Source organism: Bradyrhizobium frederickii, from assembly GCF_004570865.1.
In the GTDB taxonomy this organism is placed as follows: domain Bacteria; phylum Pseudomonadota; class Alphaproteobacteria; order Rhizobiales; family Xanthobacteraceae; genus Bradyrhizobium; species Bradyrhizobium frederickii.
Map to the genome: position 1 here is coordinate 19,708 of NZ_SPQS01000032.1, position 19,329 is coordinate 39,036.

The following is a 19,329-nucleotide window of genomic DNA, read 5'->3' on the forward strand; positions in this document are numbered from 1 at the left end:
AGTTGCCTCAACGCCATCGAACACGACCATATAGTGGGATCTGGACGCATTCGCAGCCCTTTGTCGATGCGACTGACAATCGCGGCCAACTCCGGGCATTGATCGAGGCCATAACGCGATCTAGGGAACACGTGGTCCCGATGCCCTTGGAACTCGAAGAACGCCATGGACCAGAACGCGCAGGTCGCGAGCTGAAAAACCTAGCTACGTCTTGCGCGCCCACGCGAGTACCTCATGGTGTTGGTACATCTCGGACGGTTTCGCGCCAGATCAAGCGTCACGGGCAAGTGCAGCAAGATCGGCTTCGAGCTTCGGCTGATGCTTGAAAATCGCGTCTATCAGCGCCAGCGCCGGCTGCTCGCCGGCCTCGACCAGCGCTGCCTTCTCGGCCCGCGCAGAGGGAGCGAACACTCGCTTGACGACGGTCGGTGATCCCTTGAGGCCGCATTTGGAGACGTCTTCGATACCGGCATCGTTTGCGCTCCATTTCACGATTTTGGCACGCGCGGCACGCAAGGCATCCGCCATCGCGCCTCGCCGAATCTGATTCGTTGCCTCCAGCATGGTGATGAGGCAGGGCAGCCTCGTGTGCAGCACCTGGACACCACCTTCGGAGCGTCGTTCTGCCTCAATTGTATGGGCGGCGAGATCTAAGGATCTGACTTTCGCAACGTAAGTTAGCTGCAGTACGCCCAGCCGCTTTGCGATGCCGGGCCCAACCTGCGCCGTATCGCCGTCGATGGTCTGCTTCCCTGTGAAGATGAGATTTGTCGGGCCATATTCCTTACCAATTTTTCGGATGGCTGTTGCAAGTGCATACGTTGTGGCCAGGGTGTCGGAGCCCGCAAAGCAGCGATCCGTGAGGAGGACGGCGCGATCGGCGCCGTAAGTCAACGCCTTTCGCAAAGAATCTTCCGCCGATGGCGGCCCCATTGTAAGCACCGTAATTTCGCCGCCGAACCGATCACGCAGCTCCAGCGCGGCCTCGAGGGCGAAGAGGTCATATGGGTTAATGATGGTCGGCACTCCCTGACGCATGATTGTATTGGTCACGGGGTGCACGCGGATCTGCGCCGAGTCCGGAACCTGTTTGATGCAGACGACGTTGTGCACGGTGTTGCTCCCAAAAGCTGCGACAGCTGCGGAGAGCACAGCAAGTGTTGTACCATCGCCCGCCCTTTTGGGGTCGGCTTGCCATCACAGAGGCTTAGTCCCGGTAATGCCCGCCTCTAGGCCGCTCCCCGACGAACGAATGCTAACACTGTCAGAACTGCGACAGCGCTTTTCAGCAGGCCGCCAGCTGAGTGATGCTAGGACCGCTTGCGACAGATTACCCCCGCCAATCACCAGCGGCCGGCTGACCAGGTGACGTTCAATGAGCATTGGCGCTCACTAGTCCGGAGCTTGATCGACGGATAGGCACGACGCTCGTTACATGATCCGCAACCGACTGTTCGCGATTGCATGGCCCGCAATGACGCTAAGTATGTCATTGTGAGCAAGTCCCTTTGTCATCGAACCAGGTGAGCCCGCCCTTCGACAGCAGTCCCGCAAGCGCGCGGGATGCTTGGGTCCAAGTTGCCCCCGTGGGCGGACCCATTTCCTTCAGATTGTGATGAGAATGCCTATCGGGATCGTTCTCGTATAGCTATTTGGCAGTAGCAGTTCCGACCGATGTCGTCGTTCAGAACCGCTTTATCTCTATTCCATATTTCCTCAGCGCGTAGCCAATTTGACGCGGCGTTAGTCCGAGCAAGCGCGCTGCTTTTGCCTGCACCCAGCCAGATCTTTCCATGGCGGCAATGACCCGTTCGCGATCGGCCATCTTTGCGCCACTAACGAGAACTGTGCCGGGAGGCCCCAGTGAGGCCAGTTTGCCGCCGACAGACTGGACCGGCTGGGTCGCTTCAGCTAGCGGAATGGTGGACTTTGCAGGCACCGATGGCGTGGGAACGGGCTGGTCCGGTCTCTCGTCGGAGGTGCCTTTCCACAGCATCGCAGAAAGACACTGGCCCTGGCAGCATGCAAAGTCACTTCTCACAATCGATGATCCTGCGCACAGCGTCGCTGTCCGCTCGATGCAATTTTCGAGTTCGCGGACATTTCCCGGAAAGCCGCAGTTCATCAGTACATCGATCGCGCTCGCCTCCAAGGTCAGAGTACGACCGTTCTCGTTATTGAAATTTCTGAGGAACTCCCTGGCAAGCAGGGGAATATCACTGCGTCTTTCGCGCAAGGGCGGCAACAGCAAGGGAACTACACTGATGCGATAGTAAAGGTCCGCGCGGAACTCGCTGCTTGCGACAGCCTCTTCAAGGTTCTTGTTGGTCGCAGCTATCACTCGAACATCGACCTTAACAGTCTGGTTGCTGCCGACGCGCTCGAACTCCTGCTCTTGGAGAACGCGCAGCAACTTCGCCTGGAACGGAGCTGAGATCTCGCCAATCTCGTCAAGAAACAGCGTTCCTTTGTCGGCAAGTTCGAAGCGCCCCTTGCGCGAGCTGAACGCACCGGTAAAGGCGCCTTTCTCATGTCCGAATAATTCGGATTCCAGGACGGTCTCAGGAAGCGCCGCGCAATTCAGCTTAACGAACGGGCGCCTGGCGCGGGATGATGATTCGTGAATGGCCTTGGCTACTAGTTCCTTTCCGGTACCGGATTCGCCACGCAGCAGAACCGTGCTGTTAGATCTGGCTACAACCGCAATCTTCTCGAGCAGCCCGCGCAGGGCTGGACTGTCCCCAATGATCCCATGGGCGTGTAGCTTCTTGCGCTCCCGAGCGGGTTGCCTGAGCTCTAGTACTTGCTTTTGTAGCCGATCTTTCTCCGCCATCAGTCGTTCGCGATCGCAGGCGAACAAGCGATGTAACTTCACTGTTTGTCCCACCAGGTTAGCGATCATGGCGAGCAGTCGCGCATCGTACTCGAGGCCGAGACTCGACCTATCGTCGCGGATGCGGTCAACCGTCAGCGTGCCCACGACCTTCGGATCAATGCGAATCGGAACCCCGATGAACGACACTGGCATATCATCCGAGGCGCCGAGCACTTCCCGGTCGGCAGCACTGAATAACGGCTCGGCGGCTACGTTCTCGACGACAAGAGGCCTGTCGGTCGCGATGATCTGGTCGATTGCCGTCCGCGGCAATCGCATCCGATAACGTTCGTCGCTGCCTTCGCTCCAGCCGGCGCCCACTGTAATGTCCGGCATGCCGTCGTCATCGAGCAGTGAGACGATGCCGTGTCGCATATGCACAAACGACTGCAGAAGACCAACAACGTTGGCCAACGTGACTTCGAGCCGCGAGGGAGCGGCGAGTATTTTCGATATTTCGACGATGCCGGTTAGCGCGCTCTCACGCAACGGCTCGCTCGAGAGCTTACGCTCCGGCTCCGGTTGCGGTGCAGGTCGTTCGCATGAGGAAGGTATATCCAGCATGAGGCGGTCTCCGTTCTCTCGATCATCCTCCCTGGTACCTTGTCCGGGTTGGCGAGCTTCGTTTTGCATGTCACTCTCGATCTAACGCCAAGTGTTCACGAGATGACATAGAACCGTAACACCCTTTCATGGCACGACGGTAAACTTACGATGTGCTTTCATGTCATTTTTGCGGATTTCGTGCGCGTCGTCAGCGGAGAACATAAGCACCGCTGCTGCAGCTCAAGTCAGCTGCGTCGCCAAGGCCGGCCGATTCACAGATGTTGCCCACCATTGATCGGCACCTCGGCTCCCGTGACATAGCTGGCCGCATCTGAGCACAGGAAAAAGATGACCTTGGCCACTTCATCCGGGGTTCCCACTCTGCGCAGCGGGATACTTGGCACGAGACGCGATTCTGTATCGGGCGATAACATGTCCGTCCTGATTTCGCCGGGCGCGATCGCATTCACGCGAATGCCATGCGGCGCATAATCGTGGGCCATTTCGCGTGTGAGGCTCGCAAGTGCAGCTTTCGACGTCGCATAGGCACTGCCGGCAAACGGGTGCACCCGCGAGCCCGCAATCGAAGTCACATTCACGATCGATCCTGACGCGGCTCTTAGCTCGTCAAACAACCCCTGCGCCAACAAGATCGGGGCCACAAGATTGAGATGGAACACCTTCATCCAAGTCTCGATTGACGTCGTCAACGACGTCATCCGATCGCCAGCGGGCATTTTCGGCGAAACACCGGCATTGTTCACTAGCGCGTGCAAAGGTGCACCGGCCAAGCGTTTCTTGACCTCAGTGATCGCGCGCGGCAGCATTCGATGATTGCTGAGGTCGATCTGGACATGATCTTCGTTCCCTGCCTCCCACGGGCATCGCCCGCCGTCGAACGGTTGACGCGCGCAAGAAATGATGCGCCAGCCCGCCTCCGAGAACAGCTTGGCAGTGGCATGACCAATTCCGCGCGATGCTCCGGTGAGCAACATCGCCTTCTGTTCTCCGGCATGAACACGGGCTTTATCGACCTGAAAGGGGCAAGCCAAATGTGTGTCGGGCAGCGGGCCTCTGATTAGATCGTCATTTGGCAGATCCAGACCCACGCCCGCCTCCTCCCCTGTTGCGCGCCGCACGCGTAGCAGGATTTGCGCCACTGCGATGCATGTAAATCCGCTTCCGTTTTGCGTCCTAATGTCTCGCACGCGGAATGCTTGGCGGGTTCAAGACACGCTGGGTGTGCTTTGTGACAGCGATGGTGCATCAGCTACGCAATGTCGCGAGCACACTCGCCTTCGTAAAGATAAGGCGACGAGCCGCGCTCTCCTTCCTGATCGCACAACTGGAAGAGCCAAGAAATGGCCAGCGCCTCTCGTCGGGCAACGATCGATTAGGATAGCGGCCGCCGACAGTAGCCGCTTCAACTCGAAAGCTGACGTTACCAACCTGTACGTTAGATTTGTCCGCAACTGCGGCCGACTTCATCGCGCTCTGCTCTGCTGTGTCCAGCACTGGCACATCGCGGGGCGGATTGATCCCGGACCACAACCTGGCGCACTGACTGCTTCTTCAAAATAGTGAATCTCCGAGAGCGCCCGTTCACACCAGCGAGTACCGACCGTAAGACGGAACTCGCCGGCTGAGCGGAGACGCTTTCGATATGTCCATCCGCGACCGACCACCGATTAGCTTCGACTTGCGGCCTCCCCGAGCCGAAGACGAAGCCGTGTTACACCTGTTTACCGGGGCAGCACGTTAAGGTCATTGTTGTCGACGTCGAGCTTCAGCGGAAGACATTCGGACCCCGCGTCGCGCTGTTCTTCGGTGGAAGTCCGCGGCAGAGCTTCACATTGGACAGACAATTGCCGCCCCGAAAAGATCTGCCAATATTGCTGGATGCAACACGCGGCAATCAGATCGATCAGGCGGGCTACGACTTTCATGAAGCCACGAGCTCTCGCGAGGTTTGTTCAATCAGGATCAATCGGCTCGGATCCTTCAAATCGAATTCTATAACGCGTGGGGCAAAGAGACGCGCATAGCGCGTAAAGGCGCTCGTCGGGGGAAAACGGATCACGGTATCGCAGCGCGCAAGGAGGTACATATCGATGAGGGCGGAAAAGCCGCCCTCGGCTCCGAGCGCGGCGTTGTGCAATGGGCCGGCCTGAGGTGCCTGGAACTGTTTGGGAATCGTGAAAACATCAGGAAATATAGTCGAAACCTTCTCAAGGACGATCGCGCTGTCCGTGCACAGGAAAGCCTTCACGGGTTTTGCGTGGGGTAACCCCCTAGCCTTATCAATGGCATTACAGACCTGTCGCAAGGCGCGCTCCGGGTCAGCCCAGTAGGGAGCATGCCCCATAATGTCCTCGCCGTTGCCATGCCGGACATGGATTCCAATTACGCTGTACGATTCAAAGTGCTCGCGGTAGATAGCATCAATCCGAGACTGAATTTCAGGTCGTGGCTTGATGCTCCGAAAGATTTCTCGTTCGGCCTCCTGATCGCAGCGCCACATCAGGCACGCATCACACACGACCGTGTTAGCGTCGCTATCTTTGTGACTTTGGAACAGTTGATCGAGTTCGTCGCGCTCCCGGAAAATCTGCTCGTCCGGGCGATAGACGCAATCGATGGATGGCTTGTTCCACCATGTCGGGAAGAATGGTCCCGGAAATGAGCACTGATTGATCTTGTCGTCGCAAATCACCCGCACGCCAGCAATGTCTTGAACCGGTTCGAAGAAGACTGGAAAGGCGTTGGTGGATGGCTCATCGAGATAGCAAGATCCCCTCCAATCGATGGCTAGCGTCCGTCCTGTCTGCTTTGCAAAACGCCAAGCTGCCGCCAGTGACCACAGGCAGTCGCCGAACCCCGTGCGTCGCCGAGAAACTACGAACCTATCATTCTTCGAACCGCTCTGCATTGCCTCTTCCCGGGCTCCTGTTTGGACAAGAGACGTCATTGCAGACATCTCACGATCATCTTGTCCGACGTCACGGTCTGAAATCGCGGTGCCGGCGAACTGCGTCGGTAGAACTTCATAGCAGCGCTATCCGTGATGGGCCGCGTTCTTGCAACACTTTCCGTCTTTTCTTGAGTGGTGTTGCGTCGACGTGCCCGATTTCAGTCGGATGCCCGATGACCCCCGTGCCTCGGATGGCCTGGCCTCCTCACATGCAGGCATAGGCATGGCCATGCTCATGAGTTCCGGCTATGTTTCGCTTTGCACTTTATTGCAGCCGCAAGCCGCGCGGCGGATGTAGCCGAATGCCCCGCGGCTCCCACACGAGCCGCAGTTCCTTCACGAAATCTTCACGCTTGGCCTGGTCCTGCCTGCTTGCGTCGAGAAGCCAGCCGAGCGACGCCTCGCCCTCGATCCGCATCAAGATCTCGAAAAGCTCATGTGAGATACGCATACTATCGTGGGCGGAATGTCCCGTGCGGATCTCGCAGACCGTTTCCTGACGATCTGGCGCTGTGTGGGAGCGAACACGATGAAGGGATGCATACGGCGGCAATGAAACGCCCAGTGCACTCAAATCCTGCAGTGATGCTGCGCGCTTTCTGACGAGGAACGGCCCAACAACAAGTCCGTCCAGGTCAGTCGTCAAGGACGTGGTGATCGCATCTGACACGGACTCCACGATCGGCTCGGCATTGTTGTTAAATGAGGTATTCAGAAGAACTGGGATGCCCGTTCGCCTCTTGAACGCATTAATTACATCCCAGTAGGTGGGGTTTGCCTTGCGCGATACTGTCTGCAGCCGAGCGGTCCCATCAACGTGTGTGATCGCACCGAGCACGTTACGCTTGGCTTCACGCACACGAACCACGAAGTTCATGAAGGGGAGCTGCCGCGTGCCGTCCGGGAGCTCAAAGAACTCGCTCGCATCCTCCTCCAGTACAGATGGCGCAAAGGGGCGATAGCCCTCGCGCTTCTTGACCATCGCATTGATGCGGTCCTTGTTTCCCGCAGGCCGCGGGTCCGCAAGAATGCTGCGGTTACCAAGCGCACGTGGGCCGAACTCAGAGCGGCCCTGAACCCAGCCGATTACATCGCCATTCGCCATCCAGTCTGCCGCACTGGATGCTATGTCATCACTTCGTTGAATGTCGAGGTGGCCTGACCATGCGTTGAGCTCATGCTCAACGGCTTGCTCGTTGCCGAGATCGGGCCCCCAATAAACGTCCGGCAGTGGCTCCCGCGGCGCCGGCCTGCCCAGCTCGTTTGACAGCATCAACGCAGCGCCGAGCGCGCAACCGGCGTCGTGCGCCGCGGGTTGAACAAAGATGTCGTCAAATAGCCCGGAATAAAGCAGCTTACCATTCAGCGTGCAATTATGGGCTACTCCCCCAGCCAAGGACAAGCGTGTAATGCCCGTCGCTTCACGATGGTGCCGTAGGATGTGAAACACGATCCGCTCCAGCGCCTCCTGCAGCGAAGCTGCTGACATCTCGATGCTGCTGGGTGAATGGCATTCCTTTTCGCCGAACCTCGATGTTGCGGACCAGGGCCGGACCGATCCGATCCGATCCAGGTGAACGCGATAGCCGCCGTTTTCCAACAACTCGTAGAACTGCGCGAAGAGCTCGCGATAGTTAGCGGGATCACCATACGGGGCAAGCCCCATCACTTTGTACTCGTCGAACAACCCGTAGCCGAGATATCGGATCGTCTCGAGATAGAACAGCCCCAGGGAATTATGTTCCGGGAAGCTTGCAAGTTGCGCAATTTCGGTGCCAGACCCCACCGCCAATAAGCCGGAGAGAAAATCACCACCGCCGTCGATCGCAAAAACGAGACTTTGTTCGAAGCCGGACATGGCAAACGCGCTCACGGCATGCGCTTCGTGGTGATTTACGAAGGAAAGTCGCGACGGATCGATCTCAGCGCCGAACTCCCGTGCCAGCAGCTGGCGCAGCAACAGTTTGGCGTCCAACGGGACGGGCTGAGAAACAGAAAGGCGCTCGAGCATGGTATCGCAGTAGGCTTCAGTCGCGTAGAACGCGATACGGTCGATCTCGCCGAGCTCAACTCCTGCGGTAGAAAGGCAGTATTGGATCGAATTGCTCGGAAACTTGTTGGAGTGCTTGACGCGGTTGAGGCGCTCCTCTTCGACAGCAGCAATCACGCGGCCATCCTGCACAAGAACCGCGGCGCCATCGTGAAGAAATGTATTCGGCAGCTCCGGCGAGCTTTCATAGATTCTGTCAAGACCGCCACTCACTCCCAGGCACAACATCCCGTTCTCCATTTGATCATGACGGGAACGCCAACTGCGTCCCACCTATCTAATCTTTACAGTCACGCTCCGTCGGGTGCGCGGGCCAGATAGCACACACAACTCTGCAAAGTCCGTCTCGGCGCCTAGCGACAGGCGCTCAGAAGTACCGGTGCTGGCGTCCGCACCGATCGACCGAACAGACGGCCGTAGACCTTGCCCGATCGGGGCCTCTTAAGGCCATTGAAGCGGCTGCTGTGACAGGCCAGGTCACCCCGAGCTGCCGCAGAACGCATCGTGACATTGCATCGATGTGACTTTCTCCATTTTCGCTGAACTCACGTCAACGCAGCAGGCGGCGCCGAAATAGTGCTGTCGAGACGAAAAAGGGCAGGACCGCGTAAACGCAGAGCGCACCTACGTGCAGGGCAGCGCTGTCGGCGCCGCGCTCAAGCATCGCTGGGCGAATAAGGTCGACCGAATGTGCGAGAGGCAACAAGCCGGCGAAATGCTGAAATGAGCCGGGCAGTTGGCTCGTCGGAAAGACCGCGCCACACAAAAACACCATAGGAGTGAGGACAAGTGTCTGGTAAAACACGAAGTAATCGTAACTTGGCGCAAGAGATATGACGACCATAGCAAGGCTGGCGAAGACAAGGCCAGTAAGGGCGATTGCTGGCATCGCATACAGAATGGATGGCCATGAGGCATAACCCAGCGTGGCAGCGACGATCCAAATCGCTGTTCCGGCCAGAACGGACTTGCTGGCCGCCCACACCAGTTCACCCAGAACGATGTCGCCAAGCGTGAGCTGAGTGAAGAGGATTGCTTCCCAGGTGCGCTTGGCGTCCATGCGTGCAAAGGCTGCATACATGGTTTCAAAGGTCGCGGACGTCATGGCGCTGGTCGCGACCATGCCTGCCGCCAGGAAGGCGATGTAAGACGTCCCCTCAACGCGCCCCACGATCAGTCCAAGGCCAAAGCCGAGGCCAAACAGATTGGTTATAGGATCTGCGAGGTTGCCGAGAATCGATGCAAGTGCGACTTTCTTCCATGCTAGGAAGTTCCGACGCCATACCGCAATCCAATTGTACGCGTTAGCGGGCATCACCGCCGCAAAACTTTCACCCATCGCTCACTTCTCCATCTCGCGCCCGGTCAGCCGCAAAAACACGTCCTCGAGATTAGGGGGGCGCTGCAGAATACGAAGGCCCGCCCGCCCGCGCAGTTTCACGCGTACCTGGTCCGGATATGGTGTATAGCAAAAGAGCGTCTCTCCACTCACTTCGATGTGCCGTGCATGCGGCCTGATCAACTCGCAGAGCTGATGTGGATCATCGCCATAGATTTCGACCACGTTGCAGCCAATATGCTCATCGATCAGGCCGTCCGGCTTGCCTTCGGCGATTTTGCGTCCACCCTCGAGGACACACAGCCGATCGCACAGGCGTTCGGCCTCTTCCATGAAGTGAGTGGTCAAGAGAATCGTCTTGCCCCGCGCAAGCAGAACTCGCAGACGTTCCCAAATCAGGTGGCGGGCGTGCGGATCCAAACCAGTCGTCGGCTCGTCCATCACGAGCAGATGCGGGTCATTGACTAGCGCACGCGCCAGCGTCAGCCGCCGTTTCATGCCACCGGACAGCTCGGCGACGCGCGTGTCCGCCTTGCTTTCGAGGCGCGCAAACTCGAGCAGCGATGGCGCGACCGCCTCGATCTTGCGAGCGCTCATGCCGAAATAGCGACCAAACACGAGCAGGTTCTCTCGAACGGTGAACTCGCGTTCAAGGTTATCGAACTGCGGCACCACGCCGATGCGCACACGCGCCACACGAGCGCGGGAAGGCACAGGCTCATTGAGGACCGTAATCTTGCCTGCGTCCGGCGAAATCATGCCGAGGAGCATACGCGCAATCGTGCTCTTGCCAGCTCCATTTGGCCCAAGCAGGCCGAAGCATTCTCCGCGCGCAACCGAAAACGATAGTTCATTGACGATGACCTTGTCGCCAAATGACTTTTTCACGCCGGCAAGGTCGATTGCTACGGTGGACATGGTCACTCTTAGGCTGACAGAAGTCGCTCGGCCGACAATGGCTTCCTTACCACCTTGTTGGTCCAGAGCTGGCCGTCGCACCACACATGCTCGACACGCCCCCATTGGCAGGCCGCGGCAGCATCCGGGAAGAATCCACGTCCATAGAGATTGGCGCTCGTGTTGCAGAGCAGCGGTATGCCCGTGAGTTGCTCAAATTCGACGAGAAGCGCGGCGATTTTGTGCGGAGAGTTGCGAGGGATTGTCTGCAGCCGGGCGGAGCCGTCAAGATGGACCACAGCGGGGACCTTGTCACGCCATTCCGCCCGGGTCTGGTGATCGAACAGCATGTAAGGATCTGGCGTACCTGGGCTGAAAATTTCTGGCGCCCGATCCTCCAGACAGATCGGCGCCACTGGCCGGAAGTGCTCGCGACGCTTGATGTCGTTGAGATGATCCTTCATCGCCGGGGAGGTCGGCGCTGCAAGAATGCTTCTGCCGCCCAACGCCCGCGGCCCAAGCTCGGCGCGCCCGGAAAGGAAGATGACCGGCTTGTTGTCGGCCAGAATCGCCGCAAGTTCACGCAGACCGCATGGCGCCGCCTCCCAATCCGGCGGAAGCTCGCAGTCCTGCAGGTCCGGACCACTGTAGACTGACCATTCCAATGGCCCGAAGCCATTTTGCGCCGCTATCGCCCCGCAAGCAGCGCCAATTGCCGAGCCGCTGTCATTCGGAAACGGCGGCACCCAAACGTCATCGAACAATCCCGCCGCACGAAGCGCGCTGTTCCACTTGATATTGAGACCGCAACCTCCGGCGATACATAGATTTCGCGCTCCTGGAAGCGACGAGTGTCGCAGCAGAACCATCGCCATTTCTTTGACAAGAAGACGTTCCACGAACGCATGAAACGACGCAAGGACGTCCTCATCTCGCTTGGCCGTCAGGCGCAATGCGCTTGCCTCGAAGAAGTCGTGGATAGCTGCAAGCGACGATTCCGCATTGTTGATGTCAGCGCGGTAGCGACGAGCTTGCTCCGTGTCAGCGGCGAAGCGCTTTTCATAGAGCTCCTGAAACACTGCCACGATGCTTTCGTCGACAGAGCCAAGCGCGATGTAAGCCATCAGCTTGCCGGCGATGCCCAAATCCCAACTGGAGCGGTTCGGCTGCCTGTAAGGGCCGAAGTGAAGGCCAGCGGCAGCATAGGCATGGCCGATCATCGGAAACAGGGATGCAATGAACCGTGCCCCCCGAGGTTCCACATAGTAAAGACGTGGAAAGATGCAGCCGTCCCATACCAGGCAGAACGCGGGTTTTCCCGCGCTGGCAAAGGGACTGGTGCTATATGCTGACGCAACGTGGCCCGTGACGTGCGGGTAGCTCTTATATGGAAACACCTTGCCTCCGAGGATCAGGCCAAAGCCGTCGACGGAATCAAGAAGGCCCTCAGCATGGCGCTCGACATACGGCGCCCCTTTCAGCGCGATCGGCACAGCGCCACTTAGGACCTGGAACTGCGACTCAATCTCCCCATCCCAGCCGTCGATGACGAACTGATCGATATCCCGCGGATCCAGGCCATGCTCCGCCAAGGCGAGCACGACTGCATCGAGGTTCTCGACGGATTGATAGCGTGGACTGTTGCCGCGCTTCTCTTGCTCGGTGCAAAAGACAAGCCGCCCGTCCTCGACGACAGAAATTGCCCCGTCATGTGTTAACTTGATGCCGCAGATGCGCATACGATCCCCTGGTCTAGTGGTCGACGTTTGATTGTTCTGACGAATGACCCGGCTTCCGGAACCGGACGATCAAGCAATCTTCGTTGACCGACTCGGTCTGGCAATGCAGACGCTCGACCTCCGATAGGCTCTCGTTGAAGAGAGCGATCACCGTTTCGGCACCAGCAGCGTGGCCCCATCGTTGACATGTGGCATCACGTGCGGACCCGAAAATCAGAGCTCCATTTGGCGCAAGCATACTCACTAGGTTGCGGATAGCCGCATGCATCTCGACAATGTCCTTGAGGTAGTAAAGAACTTCGGCCACGACAATCAAATCGAACCGCTCCGTGGTCGAGAACCGCTGGATGTCGGAGGTCACCCACGTGATATGCGACCACTTGCTGGTCCGTCGTCGCGCTCGCTCGATCGCCTGCGGCATGACATCGACCACGGTGAGTCGTTCGCATAGCGGCGCCAGCATGCCGGTGAATGCACCGGCTGCACATCCCACTTCGAGGGCACACGCAACGTCTCCATTGCAACGCGACATCCGGAGCATTTGCGCGTATCGCTCCTGCTCGAAGGAACTACTGTCGAGGCGCCATGGATCGTCGGCAGACAACTCTCGCTCTAATAGCTGATGGTTTGCGTCCAGGATCATGAGCCTATCACCTACTTGCAGGCGGTCGAACGATCGCAACCGCAAACACTCTTCGTTGCCGCCAGGCTCGATTCAGGGCTGGAAAGCCTCGCCTTATGAATTGTTCCAGACATTCCCCTTTTACTTGCAGCGTGTCGTCCAGCGTTCGGGTGCAGGATGACAGACTGCTCTTCCCCTTCGGCCGGCACATTGGCGACCTTGCGCGATAGCCAATCGCTGTTGCTCAAGGTACAAAGCGCATAGGCCTTCAAAGGAAGTAAGAGAAAGATATTGATCGGTGTGTGGAGCGCGAAGCCGAGAAACCGCAGTTCGCGAGCACGAAGGGCTGCCACACTGCAGCGGACCATTGTCATTGCAGCAATCGTCAATCCCGTCCACCAGGGTACAGAGCCGGCGATTAGGAGCTGTGCGAGCGCAGCCAGTGATGACAGGGCGAGAAGCAACGGGCCGAGATTTTGCCCGATAACGTCTAGCGTCAGATAGCCATCGAGCTCTGGCAGCAGGCGTAATGCAAGGAACGTGTCCCGGAAGGTACTGCGCGCCCAGCGGAGTTGCTGGCGTAGATATGGCCCAAGGCTGTCCGGGACGAATGTTGCTGCGATCGCGTCCGAGACGTATTCCGTTCGAAATCCCGCCTTGAGCATGAGGATCGTTAGATGGCGATCCTCGCCGAAATCGCTCGGCTTCCCACGAAAGAATTGGGCTTCGTATTGATCGAGAAGCAAGGCGAGCGCGGAGCGACGATACATGGCACATGGGCCGCAGCAGCACATGACGGCACCGAAACGCGCCTGCGCCGCGCGCTCCTCGTTGCATGCCAACCAGTATTCCATATCGATCAACCTGGTCAGCCAGGTTTGGCTGCGGTTGCTCGCTATCAACTGACCCATGGCCGCACCGACTTCCGGGTCCTGCATCTTCAATACAAGCTTCGTGACTACGTCAGCGGCAAGTATCGTATCCGAGTCGACGTTGAGGACCAAGTCACCGGATGAGCTGCGTATTGCGGCGATCTGCGCCTTGCGCTTTCCAACGTTGCTTGCCAGCAAGATGACGCTGAACCTCGGATCGTTCGCATAGATTTTGTGTACAGGCGCGACAACGTCGCGATTTGCAGATCCGTCGTCGACCACATACACCTGTAGCTTTCCGGTGTAGTCTTGACTCGCAAGCGACTCCAGACATTGGGCGAGCGTGATTGGATCCTCGTTGAAGCACGGTACGATGACGTCTACACTGGGAAGGACCGCTTCCGATCGTCCCAGGCTGTCCTGCAGCGATGGGTTCGTCGCCGGTTGGGCGTAAAGCGCTTGCGCGCTCTTGTAGATCGTCGAGAGCAGCGCATAAGACGAAACAGCGACAGCGCTTGTTGTAGCGAGCAGGTCCATAGGGTGTCAGTTTTTTTTCAGTGAAGCTGAGGGAGTGGACGGATTAGAAACCCGCGTCGTTGTAGCGCCGGGATCAGATGTGACAGCGCGATGGTGGTCTGATCGCGCAGCGTGGCATCAGTGTACGGTCGCTCCTCATCAGGAGGATATCCGTCGTGCAGGAGCACAATTGCACCCGGGCGAACGCTCGCTAGTACTGAATTCACAATTCTATCAACCCCGGGGCGGGACCAATCTCTCGGATCGACCGACCAGTGCACAGCTGTGAGACCAGCGCTCGCTGACACAGCGAGCACCTCTTGTGTCCACATGCCGTAAGGTGCTCGCACGTGCCTGGGTGAGGCCTGCGGGCACGCCGAACGGATCGCCTCGCTCGCCGCCAGAACTTCATCGCGTACCTCCGCTGGTCCGCATCTGGATAGATCCGGATGCGTCATCGTGTGGTTCGCAACCTCGTGCCCTTCCGCGATCATTCGTCGAATGAGTTCAGGTTGTTCGGCCGCGTACGTGCCGATCACGAAGAACGTCGCCGGAGTCCGATGTTGCGCCAGCACATCGAGCACCTCTGGCGTGCAAAATGCATTTGGCCCATCATCAAAGGTCAAATAGACGGGGCGACTTCCACTCACGTCAGCGTAGTCGCAACGGACACCAGATAGGGGGAAAAGCTCTTTCACAACTCGGGCCCGTTCCGATCGATGATCGTCCCGGCCGGCCACTCGCTTATCGAGCGTCCAACCGGAAAAACCACCACGATCACGTCTTCGATGCGGATCGGCGACAAATTGGAATAGACATCCGGATGCGTGGAGCGGACGCGAATGCCAGATATGAGGGTGGCGAGCCCCTGCCTTTCGACCAGTCGGGTCATATGTTTCTCGAGCGCAGGCCGAACCGTGCCAAAGCCGAATGGAATCCCAAGCTGCTGCAGCATGGGATACATCACGCGCATTGCCTGGCTAATTCCCAAGCCTTCAAGATCCGGACGCACCGCATATAACCCCAGTTCGCCCACGAGAAGATCGACCCCACCAACATTGATGAAACGGCGTAGTAGCCCGACGTGAGCAGCTATCCCGCGCGCGTCGTAACCGATTACGCGGACCTCAGGTCTTGCACCGGCCCAACTTCGGTTGCCCTCAAATGGCTGCGCATTGAACGCACCGGTCGGCCCGTAACTCTTGCGGAAGAACTCGGCGAGCTCGGCATGATCAGCGAGCCGCAGTTCGCTTTCCCAGCGAAGGCTCCACTGCACTTGAGCGCGCGCAGTAGGAGCTTCCGCAGTCCGGGATGCGGCAATGTTCATGGCGGGCTTCCTTGCGCCAGTGGAATTAAGAGCGGAGATGGTCACGAGAATTCGCTAGTCGCCGAACCGCTGATCAATACTGAAAAGCGCTGCCATGACCCCTCGGAGCGCGGCGCTCCTCGCCTGCACCGTGCCGTGCGCCTTCACTCGCGACGAAGCGATCTCATGGTTCGCGCTCGTCATCCGGCCAATGCCCTGCGCGAGATATCCCGGAAGATGCCGACGAGGCGATTGGACTAGCCAGAACCTGTCTGCACCACGGAGCTTTTCCGCCTCGTCTAGCATCTCTGTCGACGTTTTGACGTCTGCGGGCAGGCCTTCGATGCGCGGCGCCTCATCGATGGCGCAACCGAGTGGCATCAGATCACACTGGTTCTTATACATCTTCGACACGCCCTGAATGCGGTGGACAGGCGAGCCATTTGGAGATTCGCCTGAATTATTGGGCATCCGCAATCTGCGCCTGCCGCTATTTCCCGACACTAGAGTGCGGCTGAACGCGCCCTCAAGTGTACGCGGGTAAACCTGCAATATGGAAACGGATGAAACACGCAAACCAAGGTTTATGGAGATCTGCCTGGCGTCTCGATCGAACGAGCTTCGTACCGAGAAGAAGCGACGCGGCTCGCACGGCGTGCCCATAGCCGCCCTCGAAGCGGATGCGCCGGCTGCTCGCACCTCCAGGAGCTTTTCTCTGAGCCAGCGTGAGCGAGCAGCAGCCATCGTGGTATGCCTCATTAATTTTTCAAACTTATGTTTGCTATCCAACATCCTGCAACTTGGTAAAATCGATAGTTCCGATGGAACACATCCACACGATGGATAGACTTACAACATGCGGTTCAAGGGACTTGATCTAAACCTTCTCGTTGCCCTCGATGCTCTGATGACGGAGCGCAACCTCACAGCGGCGGCGCGCAAAATTCACCTGAGTCAGCCCGCTATGAGCGCTGCGATCGCGCGGCTGCGCACCTATTTTCGCGATGAACTATTTACCATGAGAGGTCGCGAGCTCGTCCCGACACCTGGCGCAGAGGCGCTTGCGGGTCCGGTTCGCGAGGCCCTGCTGCACATCCAACTCTCGATCATATCGCGGGACGCGTTCGACCCTACTCAGTCGAGCCGACGCTTCAGGTTCATTCTCTCCGATTTCATGACGATCGTCTTTCTTCGCAAAATTTTCGACCGTATTGCACAGGAAGCTCCCGCGGTACGCTTCGAATTGCTGCCATTTTCCGATGAACCCGATGAGCTGCTCCGCCGGGGCGAGGTGGACTTTCTCATTCTGCCGGAGCTGTTCATGTCGAGCGCGCATCCTAAGGCGATGCTGTTTGACGAGACCCTCGTATGCGTCGGATGCCGCGAGAACAAGCAGCTATCGCGGCAGCTGACATTCGAGAAATACATTTCGATGGGGCACGTTGCGGCGAAGTTCGGACGGGCGCTCAGACCAAACATCGAAGAGTGGTTCTTGCTTGAGCACGGCGTCAAGAGACGCATTGAGATCGTTGTGCAGGGCTTTAGCCTGATTCCGCCCATATTGTTAGACACAGGCCGTATCGGCACAATGCCCTTACGACTCGCCAAACACTTCGAAAAGCGGATGCCACTGCGGATCGTCGAACCGCCGCTCCCCCTGCCCACATTCACCGAGGCTGTGCAGTGGCCTGCGTTCCACAATACCGATCCGGCGAGCATTTGGATGCGGCGGATATTGTTGGAGGAAGCATCCAACATGGCATCTGGGCATCAGGAGCCTCCAACTCGCAGGCGCTGCTAGGCTCACCGTAAGCCCCTCTCGGCACGTTCCAAACACGCTAACAATCCTTCGACCCGCTCGGCCGCTTTCGTCACTTCAACGTCTCTGAGGCTAAGCTGCCAGCGACGGGCGATCGGCTGCGAAGACTTGCCGAGTCGTGAGCGTGGTGACCTCGCAGATGAGGCGCTTGCACCGCAAACAGGCAGCGCCCAGCACTATCGCAGCACACCACGCCTCCTCCAGTACAATAATGTTTGGCTTGTCCCATAAAATCGCTTGAACCATACACTGCGTCAGGTTGTAGGTTGGCCGCCGTGACTAACGCTGCGCTACGCGGCGCTCGACTGGGCGCTTTGGCGAACTGACGGCACTGGCCGGACACTGGGTTGATCTGCCATTAACCAACCGGCCGGGTCCTGTTGCGTGGCTCGCGGGAAGCGGCGAGACCGATCAACTTTGGGACTCCTGACGGCTTCCGGCCGCTGCTGGTCGGCCTACCGCCTTGCTCTCCATTGTTGCGGTCATTACACGAGCGTCTTTTGCGCGGTCGTAGGATGGAAACGATGTCCATTCGTGCGAGCCAATAGGACCTCTCCAGACGCAGCCGTCATCGCTTGGTGTATGCACCCAATTACGTTCGTGCCGGGTAAGAAGACATGCGTTTCAAAGGTCTGGATCTAAATCTTCTCGTTGCGCTGGATGCTCTAATGACTGAGCGCAACCTCAGCGCAGCGGCCCGCAAGATTAATCTTAGTCAGCCGGCCATGAGCGCAGCCGTTGCCCGGCTGCGCTCCTACTTCCGTGACGAGCTGTTTGGGATGAGGGGGCGGGAACTTGTCCCGACCTCACGCGCGGAAGGACTCGCAGGCCCTGTACGCGAGGCTCTAACGCACATCGATCTTTCAATTATCGCGCGGGACGTGTTCGATCCAGCTCGATCGAACCGGCGATTCAGGATCGGCCTTTCTGATTTTATAACAGTCGTATTCTTCCGAAATGTCGTGGAGCGCGTCGCGCGAGAAGCACCGGCCGTCAGCTTCGAACTGGTCGTGCTCACCGATGAGCACGATGAGCTTCTCCGCCGCGGCGAAGTCGATTTTGTTATCTTGCCGGAAGTATTCATGTCCGGCGCGCACCCCAGGGCGCCCCTATTCGAGGAGAGACTCGTCTGCGTAGGTTGCTGCACGAACAGCCAACTACTACGGGGGCTTACATTTGATCGGTATATGTCGATGGGCCACGTGGCGGTTAAGGTCAAAGGTGCGCGCAAGACGCCGGTCGAAGAATCCCTTTTACTCGATCTCGGTCTCAATCGGCGCATCGACATTCTCGTGCAGAGCTTCAGCATGATCCCGCCCCTGCTGGTAGGCACCAACCGCATAGGGACGATGCCATTAGGGCTCGTAAGGCATTTCCAAAGAACAGTGCCCCTTCGCATTGCGGAGCTCCCGCAGCCGTTCCCCGCCTTCACTGAGGCGGTTCAATGGCCCGTGCTTCACAATAGCGACCCGGAAAGCCTGTGGATGCGAGAGATATTGTTGCAGGAAGCTACCCGCATGGCAACTGAGCAAGAGGCCTCCATCATCTGCACTTCGGAACGGGCTGATACTGCCGGAGATTTCGTACGATCTGTCCCGCCGTTGTAATAAGGACGTTCGCAAGATCTGTGAACCTCATATCCCAACTGCATACAGTTTTGGCTCGCCTCGCTCGAATTCATGGTCGCTCTATCAAGAGCATCGCAACAGACGGCTATCATGACGACGTTGTGTAGCTCTTTCGCACGTTGACAATAGGCTCGACGTGCGAGCGGCGG

Annotated in this window: 16 protein-coding genes; 2 read left to right on the top strand and 14 right to left on the bottom strand. The window is 58.2% G+C overall.

The window, feature by feature from the left end; all coding sequences use genetic code 11:
* Positions 1-270: 270 nt before the first annotated feature.
* From E4K64_RS34670 to E4K64_RS34745, 14 genes are all read right to left on the bottom strand, one after another.
* The gene (locus E4K64_RS34670; protein WP_126262067.1) at positions 271-1,113 is read right to left on the bottom strand and encodes an electron transfer flavoprotein subunit beta/FixA family protein; all 843 of its coding nucleotides are present in this window, start codon (positions 1,111-1,113) and stop codon (positions 271-273) included.
* Between the two features lie 571 nt (positions 1,114-1,684).
* Complete coding sequence (gene nifA, locus E4K64_RS34675) at positions 1,685-3,439, bottom strand: nif-specific transcriptional activator NifA (RefSeq protein WP_235884876.1); 1,755 nt, start codon at positions 3,437-3,439, stop codon at positions 1,685-1,687.
* Between the two features lie 254 nt (positions 3,440-3,693).
* A complete protein-coding gene (locus E4K64_RS34680) occupies positions 3,694-4,530 on the bottom strand; it encodes an SDR family NAD(P)-dependent oxidoreductase (RefSeq protein WP_126261954.1) in 837 nt (278 codons plus the stop codon).
* A 633-nt stretch (positions 4,531-5,163) separates the two neighbouring features.
* Positions 5,164-5,367: a hypothetical protein gene (locus tag E4K64_RS34685; RefSeq protein WP_126261955.1), complete on the bottom strand. Its 204-nt coding sequence runs from the start codon at positions 5,365-5,367 to the stop codon at positions 5,164-5,166.
* Positions 5,364-6,389, bottom strand: a complete 1,026-nt coding sequence (locus tag E4K64_RS34690; RefSeq protein WP_430642553.1) for a nodulation protein NodZ — start codon at positions 6,387-6,389, stop codon at positions 5,364-5,366. Before E4K64_RS34690 ends, E4K64_RS34685 begins: the two co-directional genes overlap by 4 nt.
* A 268-nt stretch (positions 6,390-6,657) precedes the next feature.
* Positions 6,658-8,670 (bottom strand): carbamoyltransferase family protein, encoded by a 2,013-nt coding sequence (locus E4K64_RS34695; RefSeq protein WP_235884877.1) that lies wholly within the window; start codon positions 8,668-8,670, stop codon positions 6,658-6,660.
* A gap of 322 nt (positions 8,671-8,992) precedes the next feature.
* Positions 8,993-9,781 carry an ABC transporter permease gene (locus E4K64_RS34710; RefSeq protein WP_126261956.1) on the bottom strand — a complete coding sequence of 263 codons (789 nt, stop codon included), beginning with the start codon at positions 9,779-9,781 and terminating at the stop codon, positions 8,993-8,995.
* A 3-nt stretch (positions 9,782-9,784) separates the two neighbouring features.
* Entirely contained in the window at positions 9,785-10,705 is a 921-nt protein-coding gene (gene nodI / locus E4K64_RS34715; protein ID WP_126261957.1) for a nodulation factor ABC transporter ATP-binding protein NodI, read from the bottom strand.
* A gap of 2 nt (positions 10,706-10,707) precedes the next feature.
* Entirely contained in the window at positions 10,708-12,417 is a 1,710-nt protein-coding gene (gene nodU, locus E4K64_RS34720) for a nodulation protein NodU (protein WP_126261958.1), read from the bottom strand.
* Positions 12,418-12,430: 13 nt separating this feature from the next.
* Positions 12,431-13,060 (bottom strand): nodulation methyltransferase NodS, encoded by a 630-nt coding sequence (gene nodS, locus E4K64_RS34725; RefSeq protein ID WP_126261959.1) that lies wholly within the window; start codon positions 13,058-13,060, stop codon positions 12,431-12,433.
* A gap of 11 nt (positions 13,061-13,071) precedes the next feature.
* Entirely contained in the window at positions 13,072-14,448 is a 1,377-nt protein-coding gene (gene nodC / locus E4K64_RS34730) for a chitooligosaccharide synthase NodC (protein ID WP_126261960.1), read from the bottom strand.
* A gap of 17 nt (positions 14,449-14,465) precedes the next feature.
* Positions 14,466-15,125 (bottom strand): chitooligosaccharide deacetylase NodB, encoded by a 660-nt coding sequence (gene nodB, locus E4K64_RS34735; RefSeq protein WP_126261961.1) that lies wholly within the window; start codon positions 15,123-15,125, stop codon positions 14,466-14,468.
* Complete coding sequence (locus tag E4K64_RS34740) at positions 15,122-15,754, bottom strand: NodA family N-acyltransferase (protein ID WP_126261962.1); 633 nt, start codon at positions 15,752-15,754, stop codon at positions 15,122-15,124. The genes nodB and E4K64_RS34740 overlap by 4 nt, the downstream gene beginning before the upstream one ends.
* 54 nt (positions 15,755-15,808) lie before the next feature.
* Positions 15,809-16,396, bottom strand: a complete 588-nt coding sequence (locus E4K64_RS34745) for a hypothetical protein (protein WP_235884878.1) — start codon at positions 16,394-16,396, stop codon at positions 15,809-15,811.
* A 193-nt stretch (positions 16,397-16,589) separates the two neighbouring features.
* Between E4K64_RS34745 and nodD1 the strand changes: the two genes are divergently transcribed.
* Both nodD1 and nodD2 read left to right on the top strand, forming a co-directional pair.
* Positions 16,590-17,534: a transcriptional regulator NodD1 gene (gene nodD1, locus E4K64_RS34750; RefSeq protein ID WP_126261963.1), complete on the top strand. Its 945-nt coding sequence runs from the start codon at positions 16,590-16,592 to the stop codon at positions 17,532-17,534.
* Between the two features lie 635 nt (positions 17,535-18,169).
* Complete coding sequence (nodD2, locus tag E4K64_RS34755; RefSeq protein ID WP_126261964.1) at positions 18,170-19,159, top strand: transcriptional regulator NodD2; 990 nt, start codon at positions 18,170-18,172, stop codon at positions 19,157-19,159.
* The last annotated feature ends 170 nt before the right edge of the window (positions 19,160-19,329 follow it).